At 64.8% G+C, this 18,659-nt stretch carries 15 protein-coding genes and 1 tRNA gene; 7 read left to right on the top strand and 9 right to left on the bottom strand.

The features are described 5' to 3' along the window. Nucleotides 1-32 precede the first annotated feature (32 nt). Entirely contained in the window at nt 33-755 is a 723-nt protein-coding gene (locus ACZ1J6_RS14380) for an RcnB family protein (RefSeq protein ID WP_465128166.1), read from the bottom strand. A gap of 309 nt (nt 756-1,064) precedes the next feature. On the opposite strand from ACZ1J6_RS14380, the gene dnaE reads away from it, so the two are divergent. Then, nucleotides 1,065-4,664, top strand: a complete 3,600-nt coding sequence (dnaE, locus tag ACZ1J6_RS14375; protein WP_465128165.1) for a DNA polymerase III subunit alpha — start codon at nt 1,065-1,067, stop codon at nt 4,662-4,664. Between the two features lie 136 nt (nt 4,665-4,800). Then, entirely contained in the window at nt 4,801-6,435 is a 1,635-nt protein-coding gene (locus ACZ1J6_RS14370) for a long-chain fatty acid--CoA ligase (protein ID WP_465128164.1), read from the top strand. A gap of 17 nt (nt 6,436-6,452) precedes the next feature. Here ACZ1J6_RS14370 and ACZ1J6_RS14365 read toward each other — a convergent pair whose 3' ends face one another. The 3 genes from ACZ1J6_RS14365 to ACZ1J6_RS14355 all read right to left on the bottom strand — a co-directional run bounded on the left by ACZ1J6_RS14365 (nt 6,453) and on the right by ACZ1J6_RS14355 (nt 8,463). Then, nucleotides 6,453-6,743, bottom strand: a complete 291-nt coding sequence (locus ACZ1J6_RS14365; protein WP_132263733.1) for a hypothetical protein — start codon at nt 6,741-6,743, stop codon at nt 6,453-6,455. 69 nt (nt 6,744-6,812) lie between these two features. After that, the gene (locus ACZ1J6_RS14360) at nt 6,813-7,346 is read right to left on the bottom strand and encodes a hypothetical protein (RefSeq protein WP_465128163.1); all 534 of its coding nucleotides are present in this window, start codon (nt 7,344-7,346) and stop codon (nt 6,813-6,815) included. Between the two features lie 34 nt (nt 7,347-7,380). Beyond that, nucleotides 7,381-8,463 carry a PA0069 family radical SAM protein gene (locus ACZ1J6_RS14355; RefSeq protein WP_465128162.1) on the bottom strand — a complete coding sequence of 361 codons (1,083 nt, stop codon included), beginning with the start codon at nt 8,461-8,463 and terminating at the stop codon, nt 7,381-7,383. A gap of 103 nt (nt 8,464-8,566) precedes the next feature. Here ACZ1J6_RS14355 and ACZ1J6_RS14350 point away from each other — a divergent pair, with 103 nt between their 5' ends. Continuing rightward, a complete protein-coding gene (locus ACZ1J6_RS14350) occupies nt 8,567-9,154 on the top strand; it encodes a TetR/AcrR family transcriptional regulator (protein ID WP_134095359.1) in 588 nt (195 codons plus the stop codon). A gap of 125 nt (nt 9,155-9,279) precedes the next feature. Then, complete coding sequence (locus ACZ1J6_RS14345) at nt 9,280-10,125, top strand: TauD/TfdA dioxygenase family protein (protein ID WP_134095360.1); 846 nt, start codon at nt 9,280-9,282, stop codon at nt 10,123-10,125. Nucleotides 10,126-10,242: 117 nt separating this feature from the next. On the opposite strand, the gene ACZ1J6_RS14340 is transcribed toward ACZ1J6_RS14345, so the two are convergent. The 3 genes from ACZ1J6_RS14340 to cpdR all read right to left on the bottom strand — a co-directional run bounded on the left by ACZ1J6_RS14340 (nt 10,243) and on the right by cpdR (nt 12,290). Next, nucleotides 10,243-11,466 (bottom strand): NADP-dependent isocitrate dehydrogenase, encoded by a 1,224-nt coding sequence (locus ACZ1J6_RS14340; protein ID WP_132263724.1) that lies wholly within the window; start codon nt 11,464-11,466, stop codon nt 10,243-10,245. Nucleotides 11,467-11,704: 238 nt separating this feature from the next. Next, nucleotides 11,705-11,779 (bottom strand) — tRNA-Val (locus ACZ1J6_RS14335). 136 nt (nt 11,780-11,915) lie between these two features. Beyond that, nucleotides 11,916-12,290: a cell cycle two-component system response regulator CpdR gene (gene cpdR / locus ACZ1J6_RS14330; RefSeq protein WP_134095451.1), complete on the bottom strand. Its 375-nt coding sequence runs from the start codon at nt 12,288-12,290 to the stop codon at nt 11,916-11,918. 177 nt (nt 12,291-12,467) lie between these two features. Between cpdR and ACZ1J6_RS14325 the strand changes: the two genes are divergently transcribed. After that, nucleotides 12,468-13,418 carry an N-formylglutamate amidohydrolase gene (locus ACZ1J6_RS14325; RefSeq protein WP_465128161.1) on the top strand — a complete coding sequence of 317 codons (951 nt, stop codon included), beginning with the start codon at nt 12,468-12,470 and terminating at the stop codon, nt 13,416-13,418. 344 nt (nt 13,419-13,762) lie between these two features. On the opposite strand, the gene ACZ1J6_RS14320 is transcribed toward ACZ1J6_RS14325, so the two are convergent. Both ACZ1J6_RS14320 and ACZ1J6_RS14315 read right to left on the bottom strand, forming a co-directional pair. Next, on the bottom strand, nt 13,763-14,533 hold the full coding sequence (locus ACZ1J6_RS14320; RefSeq protein ID WP_132263719.1) for a SapC family protein: 771 nt from the start codon (nt 14,531-14,533) through the stop codon (nt 13,763-13,765). 140 nt (nt 14,534-14,673) lie between these two features. Beyond that, entirely contained in the window at nt 14,674-16,095 is a 1,422-nt protein-coding gene (locus ACZ1J6_RS14315; protein WP_465128160.1) for an FAD-binding oxidoreductase, read from the bottom strand. A 167-nt stretch (nt 16,096-16,262) separates the two neighbouring features. Between ACZ1J6_RS14315 and ACZ1J6_RS14310 the strand changes: the two genes are divergently transcribed. Then, nucleotides 16,263-16,871, top strand: coding sequence for a hypothetical protein (locus ACZ1J6_RS14310; RefSeq protein ID WP_465128159.1), 609 nt, complete (start codon nt 16,263-16,265; stop codon nt 16,869-16,871). A gap of 247 nt (nt 16,872-17,118) precedes the next feature. Further along, complete coding sequence (locus tag ACZ1J6_RS14305) at nt 17,119-18,555, top strand: DEAD/DEAH box helicase (RefSeq protein WP_465128247.1); 1,437 nt, start codon at nt 17,119-17,121, stop codon at nt 18,553-18,555. Nucleotides 18,556-18,659 lie beyond the last annotated feature (104 nt).

Genomic DNA, 18,659 nt, shown 5'->3' with positions numbered 1-18,659 from the left:
GAGCAGCGCCTTCTTTCGTCCTGCCATCCGGCTCAATAGTAGAAGGCGTTGTAGATCACATCGACCACGCGGCGCGTGGTGCGGTTCACCAGCAGCAGGTCGGGGCCGTAGCGCACCCAGTAATAGCCCGGCGGCGGCGGGCCGACGCCGACCATCGAATAGTCCTGGAACAGATAGGCCGAGGACAGGAAGATGGCCGGCAGGACCATCCGCACCGTCCATCGCCGGTAGCTGTAGCCCCGCGGATAGCGGTACGGCGGCGCGCGCATCGGGCGGAACGTGCTCGGCCTTCCTGCGCCCGGACGATGGGGCTGAGAGACGACGGGCGGACGCGGATAGCCCGGTTGGCCGGGGCGGTTGCCGCTGCCCGGCTGGCCCGGGCGATAGTTGCCACCCGGCTGCCCTGGGCGATTGCCATTGCCGGGCTGGCCGGGGCGATGGTCTCCACCGGGTTGCCCCGGTCGATTGCCGCCGCCCGGTTGTCCCGGCCGATTGTCGTTGCCGCCACCGGGCCGACTCGGCTGCGTCTGGTTGCCGCCGGGGCGGGTGGGCTGCGGTTGCGGTTGCGGGCGGCTTCCCCCCGCGCCGGGCTGGCCGGGGCCGGAGGGGCGATTCGAACCACCCGACGGTGGCCGCGCGCCCTGGCCCTGCGATCCGCCGGGACGATTCTGCTGTGCCATGGCTGCGAACTCCAGAGGCAGCAGGCCTTCCGGTGCGAGCAGCAGGGGAACGAAAGCGAGATAGGCGAACTTCATTCACACGTCTCCAGAACAGCCGATCCGGCATAAGACGAAAACGCCGAAAACGGCGTGGGTTGTGCATGAATCAATGGTTCTTGAAGACACCGGGTCGGGACTTCCGGCAAGGACAGGAACGGGCCGAACATGACGCGATTCCGCCCGACTTTCAAGGCGCTCCGACAGCAGCAGGGCCTGTACCCGCTCGTCGGAATCCAGCCATCCGGCGCGAGACCGGACCGTTTCGGAGCCATCGCGATCCCTTTCCCCCGGCTTATCCCCAGACGCGCCTTGATCGGGGCATAGGGCAATGCCTAAATTCCCCGGATGGCCCATGCATCCTTCGTACCTCTGCGCATCTTCTCAAGTTTCACGATGCTGGACGGCGCGATCGATCCCAAGGCCGCGGCGAAGCTGGCCAAGGAACGCAAGTTTCCGGCCGCCGCCATCTGCGACCGTAACGGTCTCTACGGTGCCCCCACTTACGCGCAGGCCTGCAAGGGAGCCGGCGTCCAGCCCATCGTCGGCACCTTCCTCGCCGTCGCGCGGCCGGGGGTGGTGGCACAGGGACAAGACCTGTCGATCGACTGGCTCGCGCTTTTCGCCCAGAGCGAGGCCGGCTGGCTGAACTTGTGCGATCTCGTCAGCCGCGCGCACCTGGAGCGTCCGCTGGAGCTCGACCCGCATGTCACGCTGGAATCACTGCGCGGCCACACCGATGGCCTGATCTGCCTGACCGGAGGCAGCGAGGGCGCGCTGACCCGGCTCTATGCGGCGGGCAAGTTCGAAGCCGCGGAAAGCTATTGCGACAGCCTGCAAGCCCTGTTCGGCGACCGGCTCTATATCGAGATCACCCGCACCGGCGAGCAAGTCGAGGACGAGAGCGAGGAAGACCTGATCGCGCTGGCCTATGCGCGCGATATTCCCCTCGTCGGCACTAACCCCGCGCAATATGCCGAAGCGCAGTTCCACGCCGCGCACGATGCCATGCTCTGCATCGCCAATTCCACCCAAGTCGACGCGCCGGAGCGTCCCAGGTCCTCGTCCGAACGCTGGGTCAAGCCCGCGGAGACGATGCGGGAGCTGTTCGCGGACCTGCCCGAGGCGCTGGCCAATACGCTCGTCGTCGCGCAGCGCTGCGCCTACATGCCGCCGCGCCGCAAGCCGCTGCTGCCCAGCCTTGCCGGCGACCTTGAGGGCGAGGCGCGGATGCTGGCGGACAATTCCCGCGCCGGCCTTGCCAGCCGTCTCGCGCCCTATTGGCCGGACGTTACCGAGGAAGAACTCGATGCCGCCATGGCCCTTCAGGGCGAAGAGCGCGAAGCCGCCTATCGCGAACTGGCCGAGCGCGGCGTCACCGAGGATTTCCTAGACTATGCCAAGCGCCTCGATTTCGAGGTGCAGATCATCGTCGGCATGGGCTTCCCCGGCTACTTCCTGATCGTTGCCGACTTCATCAAGTGGGCCAAGGACAACGACATTCCGGTGGGGCCGGGCCGTGGTTCGGGCGCGGGTTCGCTGGTCGCCTGGGCGCTGACCGTCACTGACCTCGATCCCCTGAAGCTGGGCCTGCTGTTCGAACGCTTCCTGAACCCGGAACGCGTCTCGATGCCGGACTTCGACATCGACTTCTGCGAAACCCGCCGCGGCGAGGTGATCCGCTACGTCCAGCGCAAGTACGGGCACGATCACGTCGCCCAGATCATCACTTTCGGTAAGATGAAGGCCCGCGCCGTGCTGCGCGACTGCGGCCGCATCCTGCAGATGGGCTACGGCCGCGTCGACAGTCTCTGCAAGATGGTGCCGAACCATCCGACCGACCCGTGGACGCTCACCGATGCGCTGCATGGCCGCAAGCAGCATGGCGTCACCAAGGATCCGCCCGTCGCGGAATTCCGCCGCGAATACGATGTCGACCGCGAGGTGAAGCGCCTGGTCGACCTGGCGGTCCAGCTGGAGGGTCTGCCGCGCAACTCGTCGACCCACGCGGCGGGCGTCGTCATCGGCGACCGTCCGCTGGCGCAACTGGTGCCGCTCTACCGCGACCCGCGCTCGGACATGCCGGTGACGCAGTTCGACATGAAGTCGGTGGAGGATACCGGCCTCGTCAAGTTCGACTTCCTCGGCCTGAAGACGCTTTCAGTGCTGAAGAAGGCCTGCGACCTGCTGGAACGGCGCGGCATCACGATCAACCTCTCGACGCTCGCCTGGGACGATGCGGCCGTTTACGAACTGCTGAAGCGCGGCGACACCGTGGGCGTGTTCCAGCTGGAATCGGAAGGTATGCGCCGCACGCTGGCGGCCGTGAAGCCCACCAATTTCGGTGACATCATCGCGCTCGTCTCGCTCTACCGTCCCGGCCCGATGGACAACATCCCGCTGTTCGGCAGGCGCAAGAACGGGCTCGAATCGATCGAGTATCCGCACGACAAGCTGGCCGGTATCCTAGGCGAGACCTACGGGATCTTCGTCTATCAGGAACAGGTCATGCAGGCCGCGCAGATCCTGGCAGGTTATTCGCTCGGCGATGCCGACCTTCTGCGCCGCGCCATGGGCAAGAAGGTCCAGGCGGAGATGGACAAGCAGCGCCAGCGCTTCGTCGATGGCTGCAAGGAGGTTTCCGGGATCGAGGCGGGCAAGGCCAACGAACTGTTCGACTTGATCGACAAGTTTGCCGGCTACGGCTTCAACAAGTCGCACGCCGCCGCCTACGCGCTGCTCGCCTATCACACCGCCTGGTTCAAGGCGCATTACCCGCACGAATTCTACGCCGCCTCGATGTGCTTCGACATGCACCAGTCGGAAAAGCTCGCGATCTTCGTCGATGACGCCCGGCGCAACGGCATTCAGCTCGCAGCGCCCGACATCAACATGTCGGAAGCCGAATTCTGCGTGGAGGAAACGCCGGACAGCCACGCGGTGCGCTATGCCCTCGCGGGTATTCGCAATGTCGGCGAGAAGGCGATGGACGCCATCGTCGCCGAGCGCGAGGCGAACGGCAAGTTCGTCAGCCTCGACGACGTGTTCAGACGGGCACCGGCCGGCTCGATGAATCGCCGCCAGCTCGAAAGCCTGGCCGCTGCCGGCGCTTTCGACGCCCTGGAGCCGAATCGCGCCAAAGTCCTGGCCAATGCCGATACCCTGCTGGCGGAAGCGGATCGCTCCTCGCGAGAGCGGAACAGCGCCCAGCATGGCCTGTTCGGCGGGGACGATCATGTCGAGCAGGGCTTGCGCTTCGTGGATGCGGACCCTTGGAACCGCATGGACCAGATGGCCAAGGAGCGGGAGACTTTCGGCTTCTACTTCGCCGCTCATCCGGTGGAGCAGTTCCGCGCCGTGGCCTCGGCCAACGGGGCGCGGACCTATTCCAGCCTCATGAACGGCGGCGGGGCAGGGCGCACGGATGCGGTCATGGCGGCCATGGTCGAGAACGTGCAGAAGCGGAAGACGCGCCGCGGCAAGGACTTCGTCATGGCCGACTTCTCGGACCAGTCGGGCAATTTCTCTGCCTCCTGCTTCGAGGAAAGCCTGGTCGAGAACTTCGTCAGATGGTCGAAAGAGGGCGCATGCGTGCTGCTCAACGTCGAACTCGACAGCCCCAGCCCGGACGAACCGCCGCGTGTGACGGTGCGGGGCGCGCGGCCGCTCAACGAAGTGAAGGCGGGGGCCCGCATGCTGCTCACGCTCGACATAGACCGGGTGGAAGCCGTGCAGGAACTGGCGATGCTCATGCGGCCGGGAGCGCCGGGCTGCGGTGAAGTGGTGGCAGTGCTGGATCTGGGCGAGGGGCGCCGGCAGAAAGTCCGGCTGGGACGGGATTTCGCGCTCGACGGCGAATTCGCCGAGCATCTTGCCAGTGTGGCAGGGATTTCCAACGTGTCGCTGATCGCACGAAGGGGGCCGGAAGGCCTTCGCCGCGCGGCCTGACGGCATACCCCCCCGATCCGTCCGTCCGCCGCGCGGCCGGTCGCGGCGGCTTGCTATCAGGGGCAAACTGCACCTACCTTTTGCCTTGGCGGGCCCTCCTCCACGGGGGCAGCTGCAGGAAGAGGGGAGGCACCCGATGCTTGGCGCGATGCAGGAATGGGACCTTCGCGTGACGGGGTTGCTCGATCACGCCGCGCGCGAGCACGGCACGCGCGAGATCGTCACGCACTGGGTCGACGGCAGCGAAACCCGAACGGACTGGGCCGGCATCAGGCACGATGCCCTGAAGATGGTGCAGGCGCTGCGGCGGCTGGACATCTATCCCGGAGACCGCGTGGCGACGCTGGCAATGAACCACGGGCGGCACCTTGCGGCCTGGTTCGGGGTGACCGGCGCGGGCTGTGTGCTCCACACCCTCAACCCTCGGCTTTTCGAGGAACAGCTCGCCTGGATCGTCAACGACGCATCCGACCGCGTCTTGATCTACGACGCGGCGTTCCAGTCCATCGTCGAACGCCTGCTGCCGCGCTGCCCCTCCATCGCCCATGCCATCTGCTTCGATTCGGCGGCATTCGGGCCCTGTTTCGATGACTGGATCGGGCTGGAGGACGGCCGGGCGCTCTGGACGCCGGGAGCCGAGCGCGATGCCTGCATGCTGTGCTATACCAGCGGCACGACCGGGCATCCCAAGGGCGTGCTCTATTCCCACCGCTCCAACGTGCTTCACACCCTGGCGATCATCGCGCCGTCCTGCCTGGCCCTGGAGCCGCGATCCTGCGTCCTGCCGGTGGTGCCGATGTTTCATGCGAACGATTGGGGGCTGCCCTGGGCCTGCGCCGCGGTCGGCGCGAAGATGGTCTGGTGCCAGACCAGCGAGGCTGAGACGCTCTGCGATCTCCTGCGAAACGAAGCGGTCACCCATGTGGCCGGGGTACCGACCGTCTGGTTCTCGATGTTCGCGCACCTCGACAGCACGGGCAGGGACATGCCGCCTATCCGCCAGGCTCTTTCGGGCGGCGCCGCCGTACCGCCGAGCGTGGTCGAGCGGCTGATGCGTGCCGGCGTGCGCGTGGTCCAGGCTTGGGGCATGACGGAAACCTCGCCGATCGCAACGGTCACTTACGAACCGGCCGGATGGGACGATATGACCTTCGAGGAGCAGGTCCTGGTCAAGAGCTTCCAGGGCCGCCCGCTCTACGGCAGCGAAGTCCGCATCGTCCCTCTCGCCGGAGAGGAGAAGGCAGGCGGCGAGGCAGACGGCATCGAGGTAGGGGGCATCGGAGCGGAGGGCAGGGCATCGTCCGGCGCCCTGCAAGTGCGCGGTGCCTGGACCGTACGCCGCTATTTCGGTGCCGAGGAGGACTGCGTAGACAGCGATCAGTGGTTCGATACCGGCGACGTGGCCGCGATCCAGCCCGACGGCGCCTTGCGGATCACGGATCGCACCAAAGATCTCATAAAATCCGGCGGCGAGTGGATCAGTTCGGTCGAACTGGAAAATGCCGCCGTGGCGCATCCCGATGTCATGGAAGCGGCGGCCATCGGCATTGCGCATCCAAAATGGGACGAGCGGCCGCTGCTGGTCGTCATCCGCAGACCGGAAAGCGCGATCGACGAGCGTCAGCTATTGGCATTCCTGGCGGGCCGGGTGGCCAGGTGGTGGTTGCCGGACGCGATCGAATTCGTGTCCGACATACCCCACACCGGCAGCGGGAAGATCAGCAAGAAAGACCTGCGCGAACGTTTCCGGGGTTATCGCCTGCCGGATTGACCGTTCAGCAGGGGCCCTCAGTTACCGTCGTTCTTCTGGACGTTGTCGGCAGCGTTCTCTGCCGCGTTGCCGACCTTGTTCGCGGCCGAGCCGACATTGTTGGCCGCTTCGGTGATGGCATCGTCCTTGGCGGTTTCGCTCTGCGTGCCCTTGCTGAAGAGGTAGATGCCGCCGACAACCGCGATCAGCAGGATCAGCGCCATCACGATGCCCGTCGCTCCTCCCGATGATCCGCGTTCGCGGATGATCGTCGTGGTGGTGGTCGGAGCTTCGGGCGCGCGTTCGGTCGTTACGGTTTCATCGGCCATGACAGCCTCCTGTCCATTTTTATCGTTGGGCAGGGAACGCGCGAGGATGGTTTTCGGTTGCGGAGCGCCTCAGACGGTCACGCGCACCTGGCTCGCTTCACCGACGCGGACATGGACCTGGTAATAGTACTTGCCGGAGGGCGTGCCGTCGGAGGAAAAGTTGATCCGCACCTGCTGGGCAACCCCGCGCACCACGATCCGGCGCTTCTGAAGCCGCTTGCGGACTTGGTCGAGATCGACCGTGCCGATGAAGGCCTGCATAGCCGCAGGCGTCATGGCCACGGTCAGGCAATTGCGGTCGCGGTAGTCGTCTTCGGAGTTGAGGTAGAACAGTCCGTTCTGCTGCCCGACTTCGACGACGGGCATTTCGAACATGCCGGCCACCCCGGCTTTTTCGCCGAGGTAGGAGGCATACGTTACCGCCTCGATGGCGGAAAGGCATCCCCGGGCGCAGGAAAGCGCGCGGAAGGCCGGCGGTGCGGCTGCGATGCGAGTTGTCTCGACAGGGTCGGCGGGGGCAGAGGCAGAGGTAGGCGGAGCGGCTGGGATGGAAGCCGCCGGCGCGACGGTGGCGGCCAAAAGAGCGAGAGTTGCCAGCAACATGGAATCAGCCTCCACCTGTATTTCGAAACGAAGGCTATAGCAGCGAAAGTTGACCGTCCAGCGACGGCCGGCGGAAGGCCGTGCTGTCCAGCAGGATCGCCGGTTTCGAGAATCCCATGCGGGTCATTGCCACCTTGAATCGCCTGCGGAACAGATCGGCCCAGACGCCGGTGGGGCGCATGCGGGTGAAGAAATCCGGATCGTTGTCGCGGCCGCCGCGCAGAGATTGGATCGTGGCCATGACTTTGCCTGCCCGATCCGGAAAATGCACATCCAGCCATTCGCGGAACAGGGGTGCCACTTCGTGGGGCAAGCGGACCATGATCCATGTCGCGCGGTCGATACCCTTATCCTTCGCGGCATGAAGTATGTCTTCGAGGAACTGATCGGTGATCGAGGGAATGACCGGCGCAATCGAAACGTGGGCGGGCACGCCCGCGTCCGCCAGACGCCCCAGCGCGGCGATTCGCTTGGCAGGCGCAGCCGCTCGCGGCTCCAGCAGGCGCGAAAGCTTGGGATCCATGCTCGTCACCGATATGCCCACTTCCACCAGCTTCAGCCTGGCCAGTTCCGCGATCAGGTCGAGATCTTGCAGAACCCGGTCCGATTTGGTGGTGATCGTTACCGGATGCCGCGTTTCCAGGCAGACTTCGAGCACACTGCGAGTGATCCGATAGCGGCTTTCGATCGGCTGGTAGGGGTCGGTATTGGTGCCCATGGCAATGGGAGCGGGGCGATAGCCAGGCTTCGCCAGGGTCTGGCGCAGCAACCGTGCCGCATCCGGCTTGGCGAAGAGCTTCGTTTCGAAATCGAGGCCGGGGGAAAGGTCGTGATAGGCGTGGGTCGGCCGCGCGAAGCAGTAGATGCAGCCATGCTCGCATCCCCGGTAAGCGTTGATCGAGCGGTCGAAAGGGATGTCCGGAGACTTGTTGAACGACAGGATCGAGCGAGGATGCTCCTCGGTAACCGTCGTGGCCGGGTTCCGCGCCGGACCGTCGATCTCTTCCGCGGCATCCATCCAGTCCCCGTCGCTCTCCCGCTGCGGCAGGTTGAAACGCCGGCTGGCCTGGCCGCTGACGGCACCTCTTCCCTTTTGGATTGGCCCAGGAACTCGCATGAGATCCATATGAACAAAAAGAGAACAAAATGCAAGCCGAAGCCGTTCGGTTGATATTGCTCCGGCCAGCCCCTAGGCAGGCCCGACAAGCAAAGGAAATCCGATGGCAGGCGCAGCGCGCAGGATAGGGGCCGAGACATCCGCGACGCGAGCGCGCATCGTCACGGCGACCGTGGAATTGATCCGGGACGAAGGCTATGCCGCCGCCAGCACGCGCCGCGTGGCTGCACGCGCAGGGCTCAAGCCGTCGCTGGTGCACTATTATTTCCCCACCACGGACGACCTGCTTCTGGAAGTGTGCCGCCAGGGCGCGGCGGACAGCGACCAGATGATCGAGGAGGCTCTGGCCTCCGCCGATCCCGTTCGGGCGCTCTGGGGGTTCTTCGTGGATACCAGCCGCACGGCCATGTCCGTCGAATTCATGGCCCTGGCCAACCATCGCCCGGCCGTGCGCGAAAAGATGGCCGAGCACAGCATCGCCATGCGCCGCCGCCAGGTCGAGATCCTGGAGCGCCTGCTGGGCGATCGGCTGAAGGCCGTTGAGGGCTTCGACCCGGCCGGGCTCACCGTGATCCTTGCCGGAATCGGCCGTTGCATCGTGATGGAGGAAGGGCTGGGCGCCGAGATGGGCCACGAACAGGCGCGCCGCATCGTCGAATCCTGGCTCGACCGCCTGCAGGGCGCGGGCTGACTTTCGCAAGGGCGATCCATCGCCGCTACGCGCTCGCGCTGATTTGAACAGGCGTTCAGGCCGTGATATTGGAACTCTCGTGAGCCGCTGATTCAGCGGGCCCAATATGACGGGAGAATTCCAGGATGTCGGTCGAGACCCAGACCAGGCTGAAGGCCGAAGAGATCAAGCCGAAGATCGGCAGCCGCGTGCTCAACAGCAGGGAAGACCTGCTCGCCGGAACCGTCGCCACCGAAATCCGTGAGCTGCTGGAAGCGCGCGGCGTGCTCGTGTTCCCGCAAGTGAATTTCACGGACGAGGAACAGGTCGCCTTCACCAAGACGCTCGGCACGTTCGCGCCCGAGCGGAAGGGCGGCGAGGAGGTGATTTCCAAGATCACGCTCGACGCCAAGGAAAACCCGATGAGCGCCGAGTACCTCAAGGGCTCGCTCTATTGGCACATCGACGGCACCCGCAACGATGTGCCCATCCTGGCCTCGCTGCTGTCCTGCCGCGTGCCCAGCCCCCGCGGCACGGGCAACACCGGCTTCGCGAACACTTACGCCGCTTTCGAGGAACTGCCGGCGGACAAGCAGGCCGAATACGAGCAGTATCGTATGATCCACGGCCCCTGGGCCAGCCTCTTCTATTACGAGCCCGAGCCCAGCCTCGCCAAGTTGCAGGGCTATGCGCAGATCGGTGAGCAGGAACTGCCGCTCGTCTGGAAGCACAAGTCCGGCCGCAAGAGCCTGGTGATCGGCTGCACTTCGGCGCAAGTGGTAGGCAAGTCCGCGCTGGAGAGCGCGATGATCATCCATGGCCTGCGCGAATGGGCGACGGGGCCGGAGTTCACTTATAGCCACGAGTGGGAAGTGGGCGATCTCGTCATGTGGGACAACACCGGCACCATGCACCGGGCCGAGGCCTATGACCCCACTTGCGGCCGCATGATGCATCGCACCAAGCTCGAAGGCGAAGAACCCTTCGAATAAGGCGCGCTCCAGAGGCAGGGTGCCGCCTGCCCGGGACAAGAAAAAACCCTCCACCTGCGAAGGCGGAGGGTTTTTTGTACCCCAGGTCCTAAGACCCGGGGCTTGGATGCGAAAGGCTCAGGCCCAGGCAGCCATCTTGGTTTCGAGGTTCTGCACGATGGCCTCGAAGAACTGCTCGGTGGTCATCCAGTTCTGGTCCGGACCGATCAGCAGCGCGAGGTCCTTGGTCATCTTGCCGCTTTCGACGGTTTCGATGCAGACCTGCTCCAGCGTCTCGGCGAACTTCACGACTTCCGGGGTCTCGTCGAACTTGCCGCGATAGGCGATGCCGCGCGTCCAGGCGAAGATCGAGGCGATCGGGTTGGTCGAGGTGGCCTTGCCCTGCTGGTGCTGGCGGTAGTGACGGGTCACGGTGCCGTGAGCGGCTTCCGCTTCCACGGTCTTGCCGTCGGGCGAGAGGAGGACCGACGTCATCAGGCCGAGCGAGCCGAAGCCCTGTGCAACGGTGTCCGACTGGACGTCGCCGTCGTAGTTCTTGCAGGCCCAGACGAACTTGCCCGACCACTTGAGCGCCGAGGCGACCATGTCGTCGATCAGGCGGTGCTCGTAGGTGATGCCGGCGTCCTTGAACTTGGCGGCAAAGCCTTCGTTGTCGAAGACTTCCTGGAACAGGTCCTTGAAGCGGCCGTCATAGGCCTTGAGGATCGTGTTCTTGGTCGAGAGGTAGACCGGCCAGCCCAGGTTGAGGCCGTAGTTGAACGAGGCGCGTGCGAAGTCGCGGATCGATTCGTCGAGGTTGTACATCGCCATGGCGACGCCCGGAGCCGGGAAATCGAACACGTCGAGGTCGATCTTCTCGCCGTTTTCGCCGTCCCACACGAGGCGCAGCTTGCCGGCGCCCGGGATCAGGGTGTCGGTGGCCTTGTACTGGTCGCCGAAAGCGTGACGGCCGACGACGATCGGGTCGGTCCAGCCCGGAACCAGGCGGGGCACGTTCGAGATCACGATCGGTTCGCGGAAGACGACGCCGCCCAGGATGTTGCGGATCGTGCCGTTGGGCGACTTCCACATCTTCTTGAGGCTGAATTCGGTGACGCGGGCTTCATCGGGGGTGATGGTCGCGCACTTCACGGCAACGCCATGTTCCTTGGTGGCGTTCGCGGCGTCGACGGTGATCTGGTCGTCGGTCTCGTCGCGCTTTTCGACCGAGAGGTCGTAGTACTTGAGGTCGACGTCGAGGTAGGGGAGGATCAGTCGTTCACGGATCCATTCCCAAATGATCCGCGTCATTTCATCGCCGTCCATCTCGACGATGGGATTCTTGACCTTGATTTTTGCCATTCCGGAAAACTCCCCTGGAGGTGAGAAATTGGGGGTCTCTTAGGCAGGCGGGGCACGGCTGGCAAGGCGCTGTCGGGCAGGGCACCCGCTTTGCGCGGGGGCGGAGTTGCGCGCCGCGCATTACGCGCTGGCGATCGTCCGGGGGCGAAGCGGAATGGCCGCTGCCGCGGCGATCCGCGTTCCGTCAAATTGTAGAGATTTGGGGAAGGTCGGCCCTAGTTCTGGCCGACTGTCCGAATGGTGGGCGTAGCAAGGATTGAACTTGCGACCCCTACGATGTCAACATAGTGCTCTACCACTGAGCTATACGCCCACACCATTCGGTCGGTCCGTTGCGGCATTGTGTGCCGCTCGGTGGAGTGGCCCTCTAACGGTGGTCCCGAGGGTTGGCAACCGGTTTTTTCAAAAAACTTCTTTGGGCCTGTCGATAGCCCTGTGGATAGTTTCGATCAGAGCCGCGCGTGCTCCGATAGGCCGAATACGCGCTGAACTTCCATAACGATATCACGCAGATGGAAAGGCTTGGACAGGACCTTGGCGTGCGGCGCCTCACGGCTGGCGCGCAAGGACACGGCGGCGAAGCCGGTGATGAACATCACCTTGGTCATTGGAGAAACTTCGGCGCAGCGCTGCGCCAGTTCGATTCCGTCCATTTCGGGCATGACGATGTCCGAAAGCAGAAGGTCGAAGTGTTCTCTTTCCAAATAAGGCAGGGCCTCGGTGCCGCGATCGACGGCCAGCACATCATAGCCGGCGTTTTCCAGCGCGCGGGCAAGATAAGTGCGCATGGCCTGGTCGTCTTCGGCAAGCAGGATGCGGATCATCGCGTTTTCATATCCAGATTCGGGGCCAAACCACGGCCAGATTCGTCGGGTGGCGCGTCGCACGCTCTTATGCTCCAAGCCATAACCCCTGTCTGGTTAAAATTCTCGCTAGGATTACGAAGTGATCGGGATCGGGACGCTTTGACAGCGGGACTGGAAAGGGCCAGCGTAGTGGGCATGATCGATCCATTGGGCGCGAATGATTCGCAACAAGGTGCCGGAGGCCGCATTCCCGGCGCTCCCGGCATTCCCGCTTTCGTCCTCTCGGCGCCCGAACCTTCGGCCATTCCCGTCCTGATCGCGGCGCCTCATGCGGGGCGGGCCTATCCTTCGTCGCTTCTCAAGGACATGCGGCAGCCGGAAACCGTCTCGATCAGGCTAGAGGATCGCCTTGTCGATCGCATCGCCAAGGGCGTGGCGCGGGCGACGGGAGCTTCGCTGCTGTTCGCCCAGGCGCCGCGCGCGATGATCGATCTCAACCGCGCGCCCGACGATGTCGACTGGGACATGTTTTCGCGCGCGTCGCGCCCTGCCGGGCATCGCGGATTGCCGAGTCGGCGGGTGCGAAGCGGACTGGGGCTGATACCCCGCCGCCTTCCCGGTGTCGGAGAAATCTGGCGCGGCCGGCTCGAGGAGAGCGATCTCAGGGCTCGGATCGACGGGGTGCATGAACCTTACCATGCGGCCCTGGCGAGCGCCCTGAGCGGTCTGCGTGAGCGCTGGGGGGCGGCGTTGCTGCTCGACCTCCATTCCATGCCCCCGCTGGCGGCGCGGCTTGGCTCCGAGCCGGTGCGTTTCGTGGTGGGGGACAAGTTTGGTGCCAGTTGCCACGGTAGCCTCGTGGGAGCCTGTTTCTCGCACTTTGCGCATCATGGGTGGGAGGCGTCGCACAATCGTCCCTACGCGGGCGGATATGTGCTGGAGCGACATGGGCGGCCTGCCGAGGCGATCCATGCCATGCAGCTGGAGATCGACCGTAGCTGCTACCTCGATTCGCGTCTGCTAGAGCCGGGTCCGGGCATGGAGGCGATGATAGAACTGCTGTCAGGGCTGGTACGCCAACTGGCTGCGACCGTCTGCGAGCTGGCGCAGGATTCGGGCAGGGGTATGGCGCAGGCGGCCGAATAGCCCGGTCGCCGCTCGAAACCGCGTAAGATCTGGGATCTGGAAAATGCCCGCAGGCGATGCGGTCGTCAGAACCGCTTGAGCCCATAAAAAACCACCTCGCGCAATGCGCGAGGTGGCCAAGGTTCAGGGAGGAGGTGCACGATGTGCACCAGCCTGACCGGGCCATGAGGGTAGCGCCGATCAGGTAAGCCTAACATAGCAAGCCTGATCGCACATTCAACCCCTAGAATGGGGTACGCAACATATGTTTTGCAAGAGCGCGTTTGGATAGCGTCGCATAATGGAGCGGAGGTGTGACAAATTTGTCATAAACCTCCGCTCCGAGCGGGTTTAGCCGCCGGTTCTCAGGCGCTCGGCAGGATCTGCGGGCCCTTGCCCTGCGAAACCTGGCGGCCGAAGATCTCGCGTACGAGGTCGAGCGAGAAGAGGTGGGCGTAGATCAGCGGCAGCATGCCGTTCTGGTTCCACTGGCGCAGAACGTCACCGCGCATTTCGCGCAGCTTGTTCTCGTCGACCATCTGGAAGCCGCGATACGTGAAGGGCTGGCCGGTGCCGATGTCGATGTTCAGCTCGCCGTCCATCAGCAGGTTGTGCTTGGCCAATTCCGCCATGAAGTTGGCGGTCTTGGTGCCGGCGATCTCGAAGTTCTCGCAGAACTTGAGCATGTTGGTGGTGGCTTCGGTCGGCTCGGTGCCGTTGAACAGGGCTTCGCCCTCGTCGCCTTCACCCACCAGGTCGCTGGTCGGATCGATGCAGAGCGACAGTTCCTCGGCGTCGGGACGCAGGCGTGCCAGCATGAAGGGATAGCGGCGCGCGTAGGCCGGGATGTAGACCGGGGTGTTCACGGTGCCGTCTTCGTCGACGTAGACGTTCACGCCTTCGTTCATGCCCATCAGCACCAGCGGGACCGGATTTTCGCCTGCCGTGAAGATGATCGGGAAGTTGCGCTGCGCCTGCGGGAATTCCTCGACGGTCAGCGGGATCGAATTCACGCCGACGAGCCAGGTCGCCTTGTCGGTCGAGCGGGTCTTCCAGGTGGTGTGCTGCTGCGAATTGAGCGGCACGAGGTCCTTGTAGAACAGGGGCAGGGCAGGATTCTGCGGCGCGGTGGCCATTGCGATACTCTCCGCAAGACAGGGAAATTTTGAAGGCGTCGCTTTAGGGGCTGCGCGGGGCGGGCGCAAGCGCCGGCCCCGCCGGAACGGGGATATTGCGCGAGTCGGCCTTCGGCGGCGTGTTCGGCGATATTATCCTGTCAGATCAGCTTGCCGGGATTGAGCAGCCCTTGCGGGTCGAGTGCTTGCTTCACCGCGCGCAGGATGGACAGGGCCACCGGATCGCCGAGGCGCGCCAGTTCGTCGCGCTTGAGCTGGCCGATCCCGTGCTCGGCCGAGATCGAGCCGCCCCATTCGGTGACGAGGTCGTGGACATACCGGCTGATCGCCTTGCCCTCGCCGGCCTGCCAGGCCGGGCCGTCGGTCACGCTGGGGGCGATGACGTGGTAATGCACATTGCCGTCTCCGAGATGTCCAAAAGCGATGGCTTCGGTGCCGGGCCATTTTGCCTCGATCATCGGGATGGTCGTTTCCACGAAGTCGGGCATCTTCTCGACCGGCACCGAAATGTCATGCTGGACCGCCGGACCGCGGGCCCGCTCGGCGGGCGAGATCGATTCGCGCAGGAGCCACATGGCCTCGGCCTGGGCTTCGCTGGCGGACATGGCGGCGTCCTCCACCAGTTCGGCCTCGAAGGCATCGGCCATCATCGCCTCGCAGCGGTCCCGCAGGGTCGCGGCTGCCGAGCGGTCCGTCACCACTTCGATCAGGACGTGCCAGGCATGCGCGTCTGCAAGCGGCGCGCGCGCATCGGGCAAGTGGTCGAGGACGGCTTCGAGGCAGGCCTGCGGGAGCACTTCGAAGCCTTCGAGCGCCTCTCCGGCCGCCGCCTCGCAGTGGAGCAGCAGCTTGCGCGCTGCGCCCAGCGAGGGAACACCTGCCCAGATGACCACGCGTTCGGCGACGGCCGGGAGCAGGGCGAGCGTCGCGGCGGTGACCACGCCCATCGTGCCTTCGGACCCGATCAGCAATTGCTTGAGATCGAAACCGCGGTTGTCCTTCTTGAGCGGCGTCAGCATCGAGAAGATCCGGCCATCGGCCATGACGGCTTCCAACCCCAGCACCAAGGCCCGCATCGAACCATGGCGCAGCACCTGGGTGCCGCCGGCATTGGTCGAGATCAGGCCGCCGACCGTGGCGGAGCCCTTGCCGCCGAGCGAGAGGGGGAAGCGCAAGTCCTGCGCTTCGGCGGCTTCGTGAAGCGTCTGGAGAACGACCCCCGCCTCGCAGGTCACTTGCCGGGCCTCGGCATCGAGTGCGCGAATCGCGTTCATCCGGCGCAGCGACAGGAGCAGCGCCGAACCGCTGGCGTCCGGGGTCGCGCCACCGGACATGCCGCTGTTGCCGCCCTGCGGTACGATCGGCACGCCGTGCTTCGAGCAGAGCCGTAGAAGCGCGGAGACTTCCTCGGCATCGGCCGGCGAGGCGAGCGCCACGGCCGCGCCGGTGTAACGGCCGCGCCAGTCGGTCAGCCAGGGCGTGACGAGTTCCGCATCGGTGGTGAATCCACGCGGACCGAGCAGGTCGGCGGCTTCGGCGAGAAAGCTGTCGGTATGGGTCATGGGGGCGATATGGCACAGGCGCGAACAGGTTTCACCAGCACTCTTCGCAAGATAGGCAGCACTCTTCGCGGGATAGGAAGGCGGTTGGCGTTGCGCCAAGTTAAGCGCTGGTTCAAGCTCCTGCGCTATGGCGACGGTTAAAGCGCGCCCGGGGACCGTTCCTTTTCATGAATCTCGCTTCCGTCCTGCTCTATCCGTTTGCGCTGCTGCTTCCCGCAGTCGGCCTGGGCGGAGGTGGGCGCGCGAAGCACGAAGATCGTCCGGAAACGCCCGCTGCCACGGCCGCGCCGGCTGAGCAGGGCTACGTCTGGCCGGAAGAACTGCCCGATTCGCCCAGCGCCTGGCGCTTCGCCGCCGAGGCTTTCGAGCATGTCGAGCCGGACAATGCCTGGCAGGTGCGAATCGAGCAGCGCATGACCATCCGAATCAGCCCGCGCGCGCAGATGCCCGCTCCGCCGGAGATGCTCATGGGCATGCCGGGGCGCGAGGACGATCGGCCGCGTTATTCGGAACGCAAGATCGGCAAGTGCCTGCCGATGTCCGGGATTGCCGGGGTCCAGCCCGATGGTCAGAGCCGCCTGCTGCTGTTCATGCGCGATCGCCGCGTGGTCGGCGCGGACCTGGAGCGCGGGTGCCGGGCAGGCGCATTTTACTCCGGTTTCCTGCTTTCCCGCACGTCCGACGGCCAGCTTTGCATCGATCGCGACGAGTTGCTTTCGCGCAGCGGCACGACCTGCAAGCTGTCGCGCATCCGTCAGCTTGTGGTGGCGCGATAGGCTGTCACGGTACACGCGCGGGGCGGCAGATGCGTTTCGCGCGGCTTTTGCGAAGGCGAATCTTGCAGCCTGAAGCGGGCAGGGCGTGGATTTCCTTGACTTCTGCGGTATTTCCCGCCTAGGCGGCGCGCAGGTGTACGATTGGCATGCGCGTGAATCATATGATTCGGGTCTCGCTGCCGCGCCGCGACATAATCGAAGTACCCTGCATTCTCGCAAGACTCCTGCCTATGAGACCTGTCTGTCTATGAACTTTGCCGATCTCGGCCTGTCTGACGAACTGCTGCAAGCGGTTGAAACCGCTGGCTATAGCGAGCCGACTCCCATTCAGGCGCAAGCCATCCCGCCGGTCCTGATGATGAAGGACCTCATCGGCATCGCCCAGACCGGGACCGGCAAGACGGCCAGCTTCGTGCTGCCGATGATCGACATTCTCGCGCATGGCCGACGCCGCGCGCTGATGCCGCGTTCGCTGATTCTCGAGCCGACGCGCGAACTCGCTGCGCAGGTCGCCGAAAACTTCGAGAAGTACGGCAAGAACCACGATCTGAAGATGGCGCTGCTGATCGGCGGCGTACAGATGGGCGACCAGATCAAGGCGCTTCAGGACGGTGTCGACGTGCTGATCGCCACGCCGGGCCGCCTGATGGACCTGTTCGAGCGGGGCAAGATCCTGCTTACGGGCTGCGAACTGCTGGTCATCGACGAAGCCGACCGCATGCTCGACATGGGCTTCATCCCCGACATCGAGACGATCTGCTCCAAGCTGCCGACCAACCGGCAGACGCTGCTGTTCTCGGCGACCATGCCGCCCGTGATCAAGAAGCTTGCGGATCGCTTCCTGTCGAGCCCGAAATATATCGAAGTCGCCCGCCCGGCGACGGCGAACACCAATATCGTCCAGCACAAGGTGGCGGTGCAGTCGCGCAAGAAGCGCGAAGTGCTGCGCGACCTGCTTCGCACTGACAACGTCTCCACCGCGATCGTCTTCGCCAACCGCAAGACTACCGTTCGCGAACTGGCCAAGAGCCTGAAACAGCACGGTTTCGCGGCCGGCGAGATCCATGGCGACATGGACCAGCCCGCCCGTCTGGCAGAGCTGCAGCGGTTCAAGGATGGTGCGGTCAATATCCTCGTCGCGTCCGACGTTGCTGCCCGCGGCCTGGACGTGAAGGGCGTAAGCCACGTCTTCAACTTCGATACGCCCTGGCACCCGGACGACTATGTGCACCGCATCGGCCGCACGGGCCGTGGCGGCGCATCGGGCCGTGCTTTCACGTTCGTGACCCCGGAAGATGCCGAGGCGATCGACAATGTCGAAAAGCTCACTGGCGGGAAGATCCCGGTCTATCAGATGGCGGCCGAGGAGGCCCCTGAGGCTCCGGCCCGTGAAGAGAAGCCCCGCCGTGAAAAGCGTGAGCGGTCTTCGGCCCGCGAAGAGCGCCCGGTCCGTGAGGAGCGCCCGGTGCGCGAAGAGCGAGTCGCTAGTGAAGAGCGCGCGCCGGTTCGCGTAGAGCGCCCGGCCCGCGAAGAGCGTGCGCCGCGCCGCGAAAGCCGCGGGGAAGAGCAGCGCCGCGAGCGCCGTTCGGATGGTAACCGGTCGCGCCGCCGCGATCAGGAGCCGGCTGACGACGGCTGGAACGGCCCGATCCCGGAATTCCTCCACGTTTCGGCGCTCGCCTGAGCGCACGGTCGGAAAAATGCCCTAAGGGGTGTTTTTCCAGATAATTCCAAGACGCCCCGCTTTTTCTTCGGAGGAAGCGGGGCGTTTTTGCGTTGCGCCTGAGC

Source organism: Novosphingobium sp. BL-S-21 (assembly GCF_055521655.1).
The sequence above is the reverse complement of the archived record's forward strand: the minus strand, read 5'-3'. Positions and strand labels throughout refer to the sequence as shown.

Bases quoted from the DNA above. Each gene is read 5' to 3' on its own strand.
- ACZ1J6_RS14340 (WP_132263724.1), bottom strand. From the start codon at position 11,466: ATGGCAAAAATCAAGGTCAAGAATCCCATCGTCGAGATGGACGGCGAT.
- ACZ1J6_RS14355 (WP_465128162.1), bottom strand. From the start codon at position 8,463: ATGCGAGTTCCTGGGCCAATCCAAAAGGGAAGAGGTGCCGTCAGCGGC.
- ACZ1J6_RS14325 (WP_465128161.1), top strand. From the start codon at position 12,468: ATGATCGATCCATTGGGCGCGAATGATTCGCAACAAGGTGCCGGAGGC.
- ACZ1J6_RS14315 (WP_465128160.1), bottom strand. From the start codon at position 16,095: ATGACCCATACCGACAGCTTTCTCGCCGAAGCCGCCGACCTGCTCGGT.
- ACZ1J6_RS14365 (WP_132263733.1), bottom strand. From the start codon at position 6,743: ATGGCCGATGAAACCGTAACGACCGAACGCGCGCCCGAAGCTCCGACC.
- cpdR (WP_134095451.1), bottom strand. From the start codon at position 12,290: ATGATCCGCATCCTGCTTGCCGAAGACGACCAGGCCATGCGCACTTAT.
- dnaE (WP_465128165.1), top strand. From the start codon at position 1,065: ATGGCCCATGCATCCTTCGTACCTCTGCGCATCTTCTCAAGTTTCACG.
- ACZ1J6_RS14350 (WP_134095359.1), top strand. From the start codon at position 8,567: ATGGCAGGCGCAGCGCGCAGGATAGGGGCCGAGACATCCGCGACGCGA.
- ACZ1J6_RS14370 (WP_465128164.1), top strand. From the start codon at position 4,801: ATGCTTGGCGCGATGCAGGAATGGGACCTTCGCGTGACGGGGTTGCTC.
- ACZ1J6_RS14360 (WP_465128163.1), bottom strand. From the start codon at position 7,346: ATGTTGCTGGCAACTCTCGCTCTTTTGGCCGCCACCGTCGCGCCGGCG.
- ACZ1J6_RS14345 (WP_134095360.1), top strand. From the start codon at position 9,280: ATGTCGGTCGAGACCCAGACCAGGCTGAAGGCCGAAGAGATCAAGCCG.
- ACZ1J6_RS14320 (WP_132263719.1), bottom strand. From the start codon at position 14,533: ATGGCCACCGCGCCGCAGAATCCTGCCCTGCCCCTGTTCTACAAGGAC.
- ACZ1J6_RS14305 (WP_465128247.1), top strand. From the start codon at position 17,119: ATGAACTTTGCCGATCTCGGCCTGTCTGACGAACTGCTGCAAGCGGTT.
- ACZ1J6_RS14380 (WP_465128166.1), bottom strand. From the start codon at position 755: ATGAAGTTCGCCTATCTCGCTTTCGTTCCCCTGCTGCTCGCACCGGAA.
- ACZ1J6_RS14310 (WP_465128159.1), top strand. From the start codon at position 16,263: ATGAATCTCGCTTCCGTCCTGCTCTATCCGTTTGCGCTGCTGCTTCCC.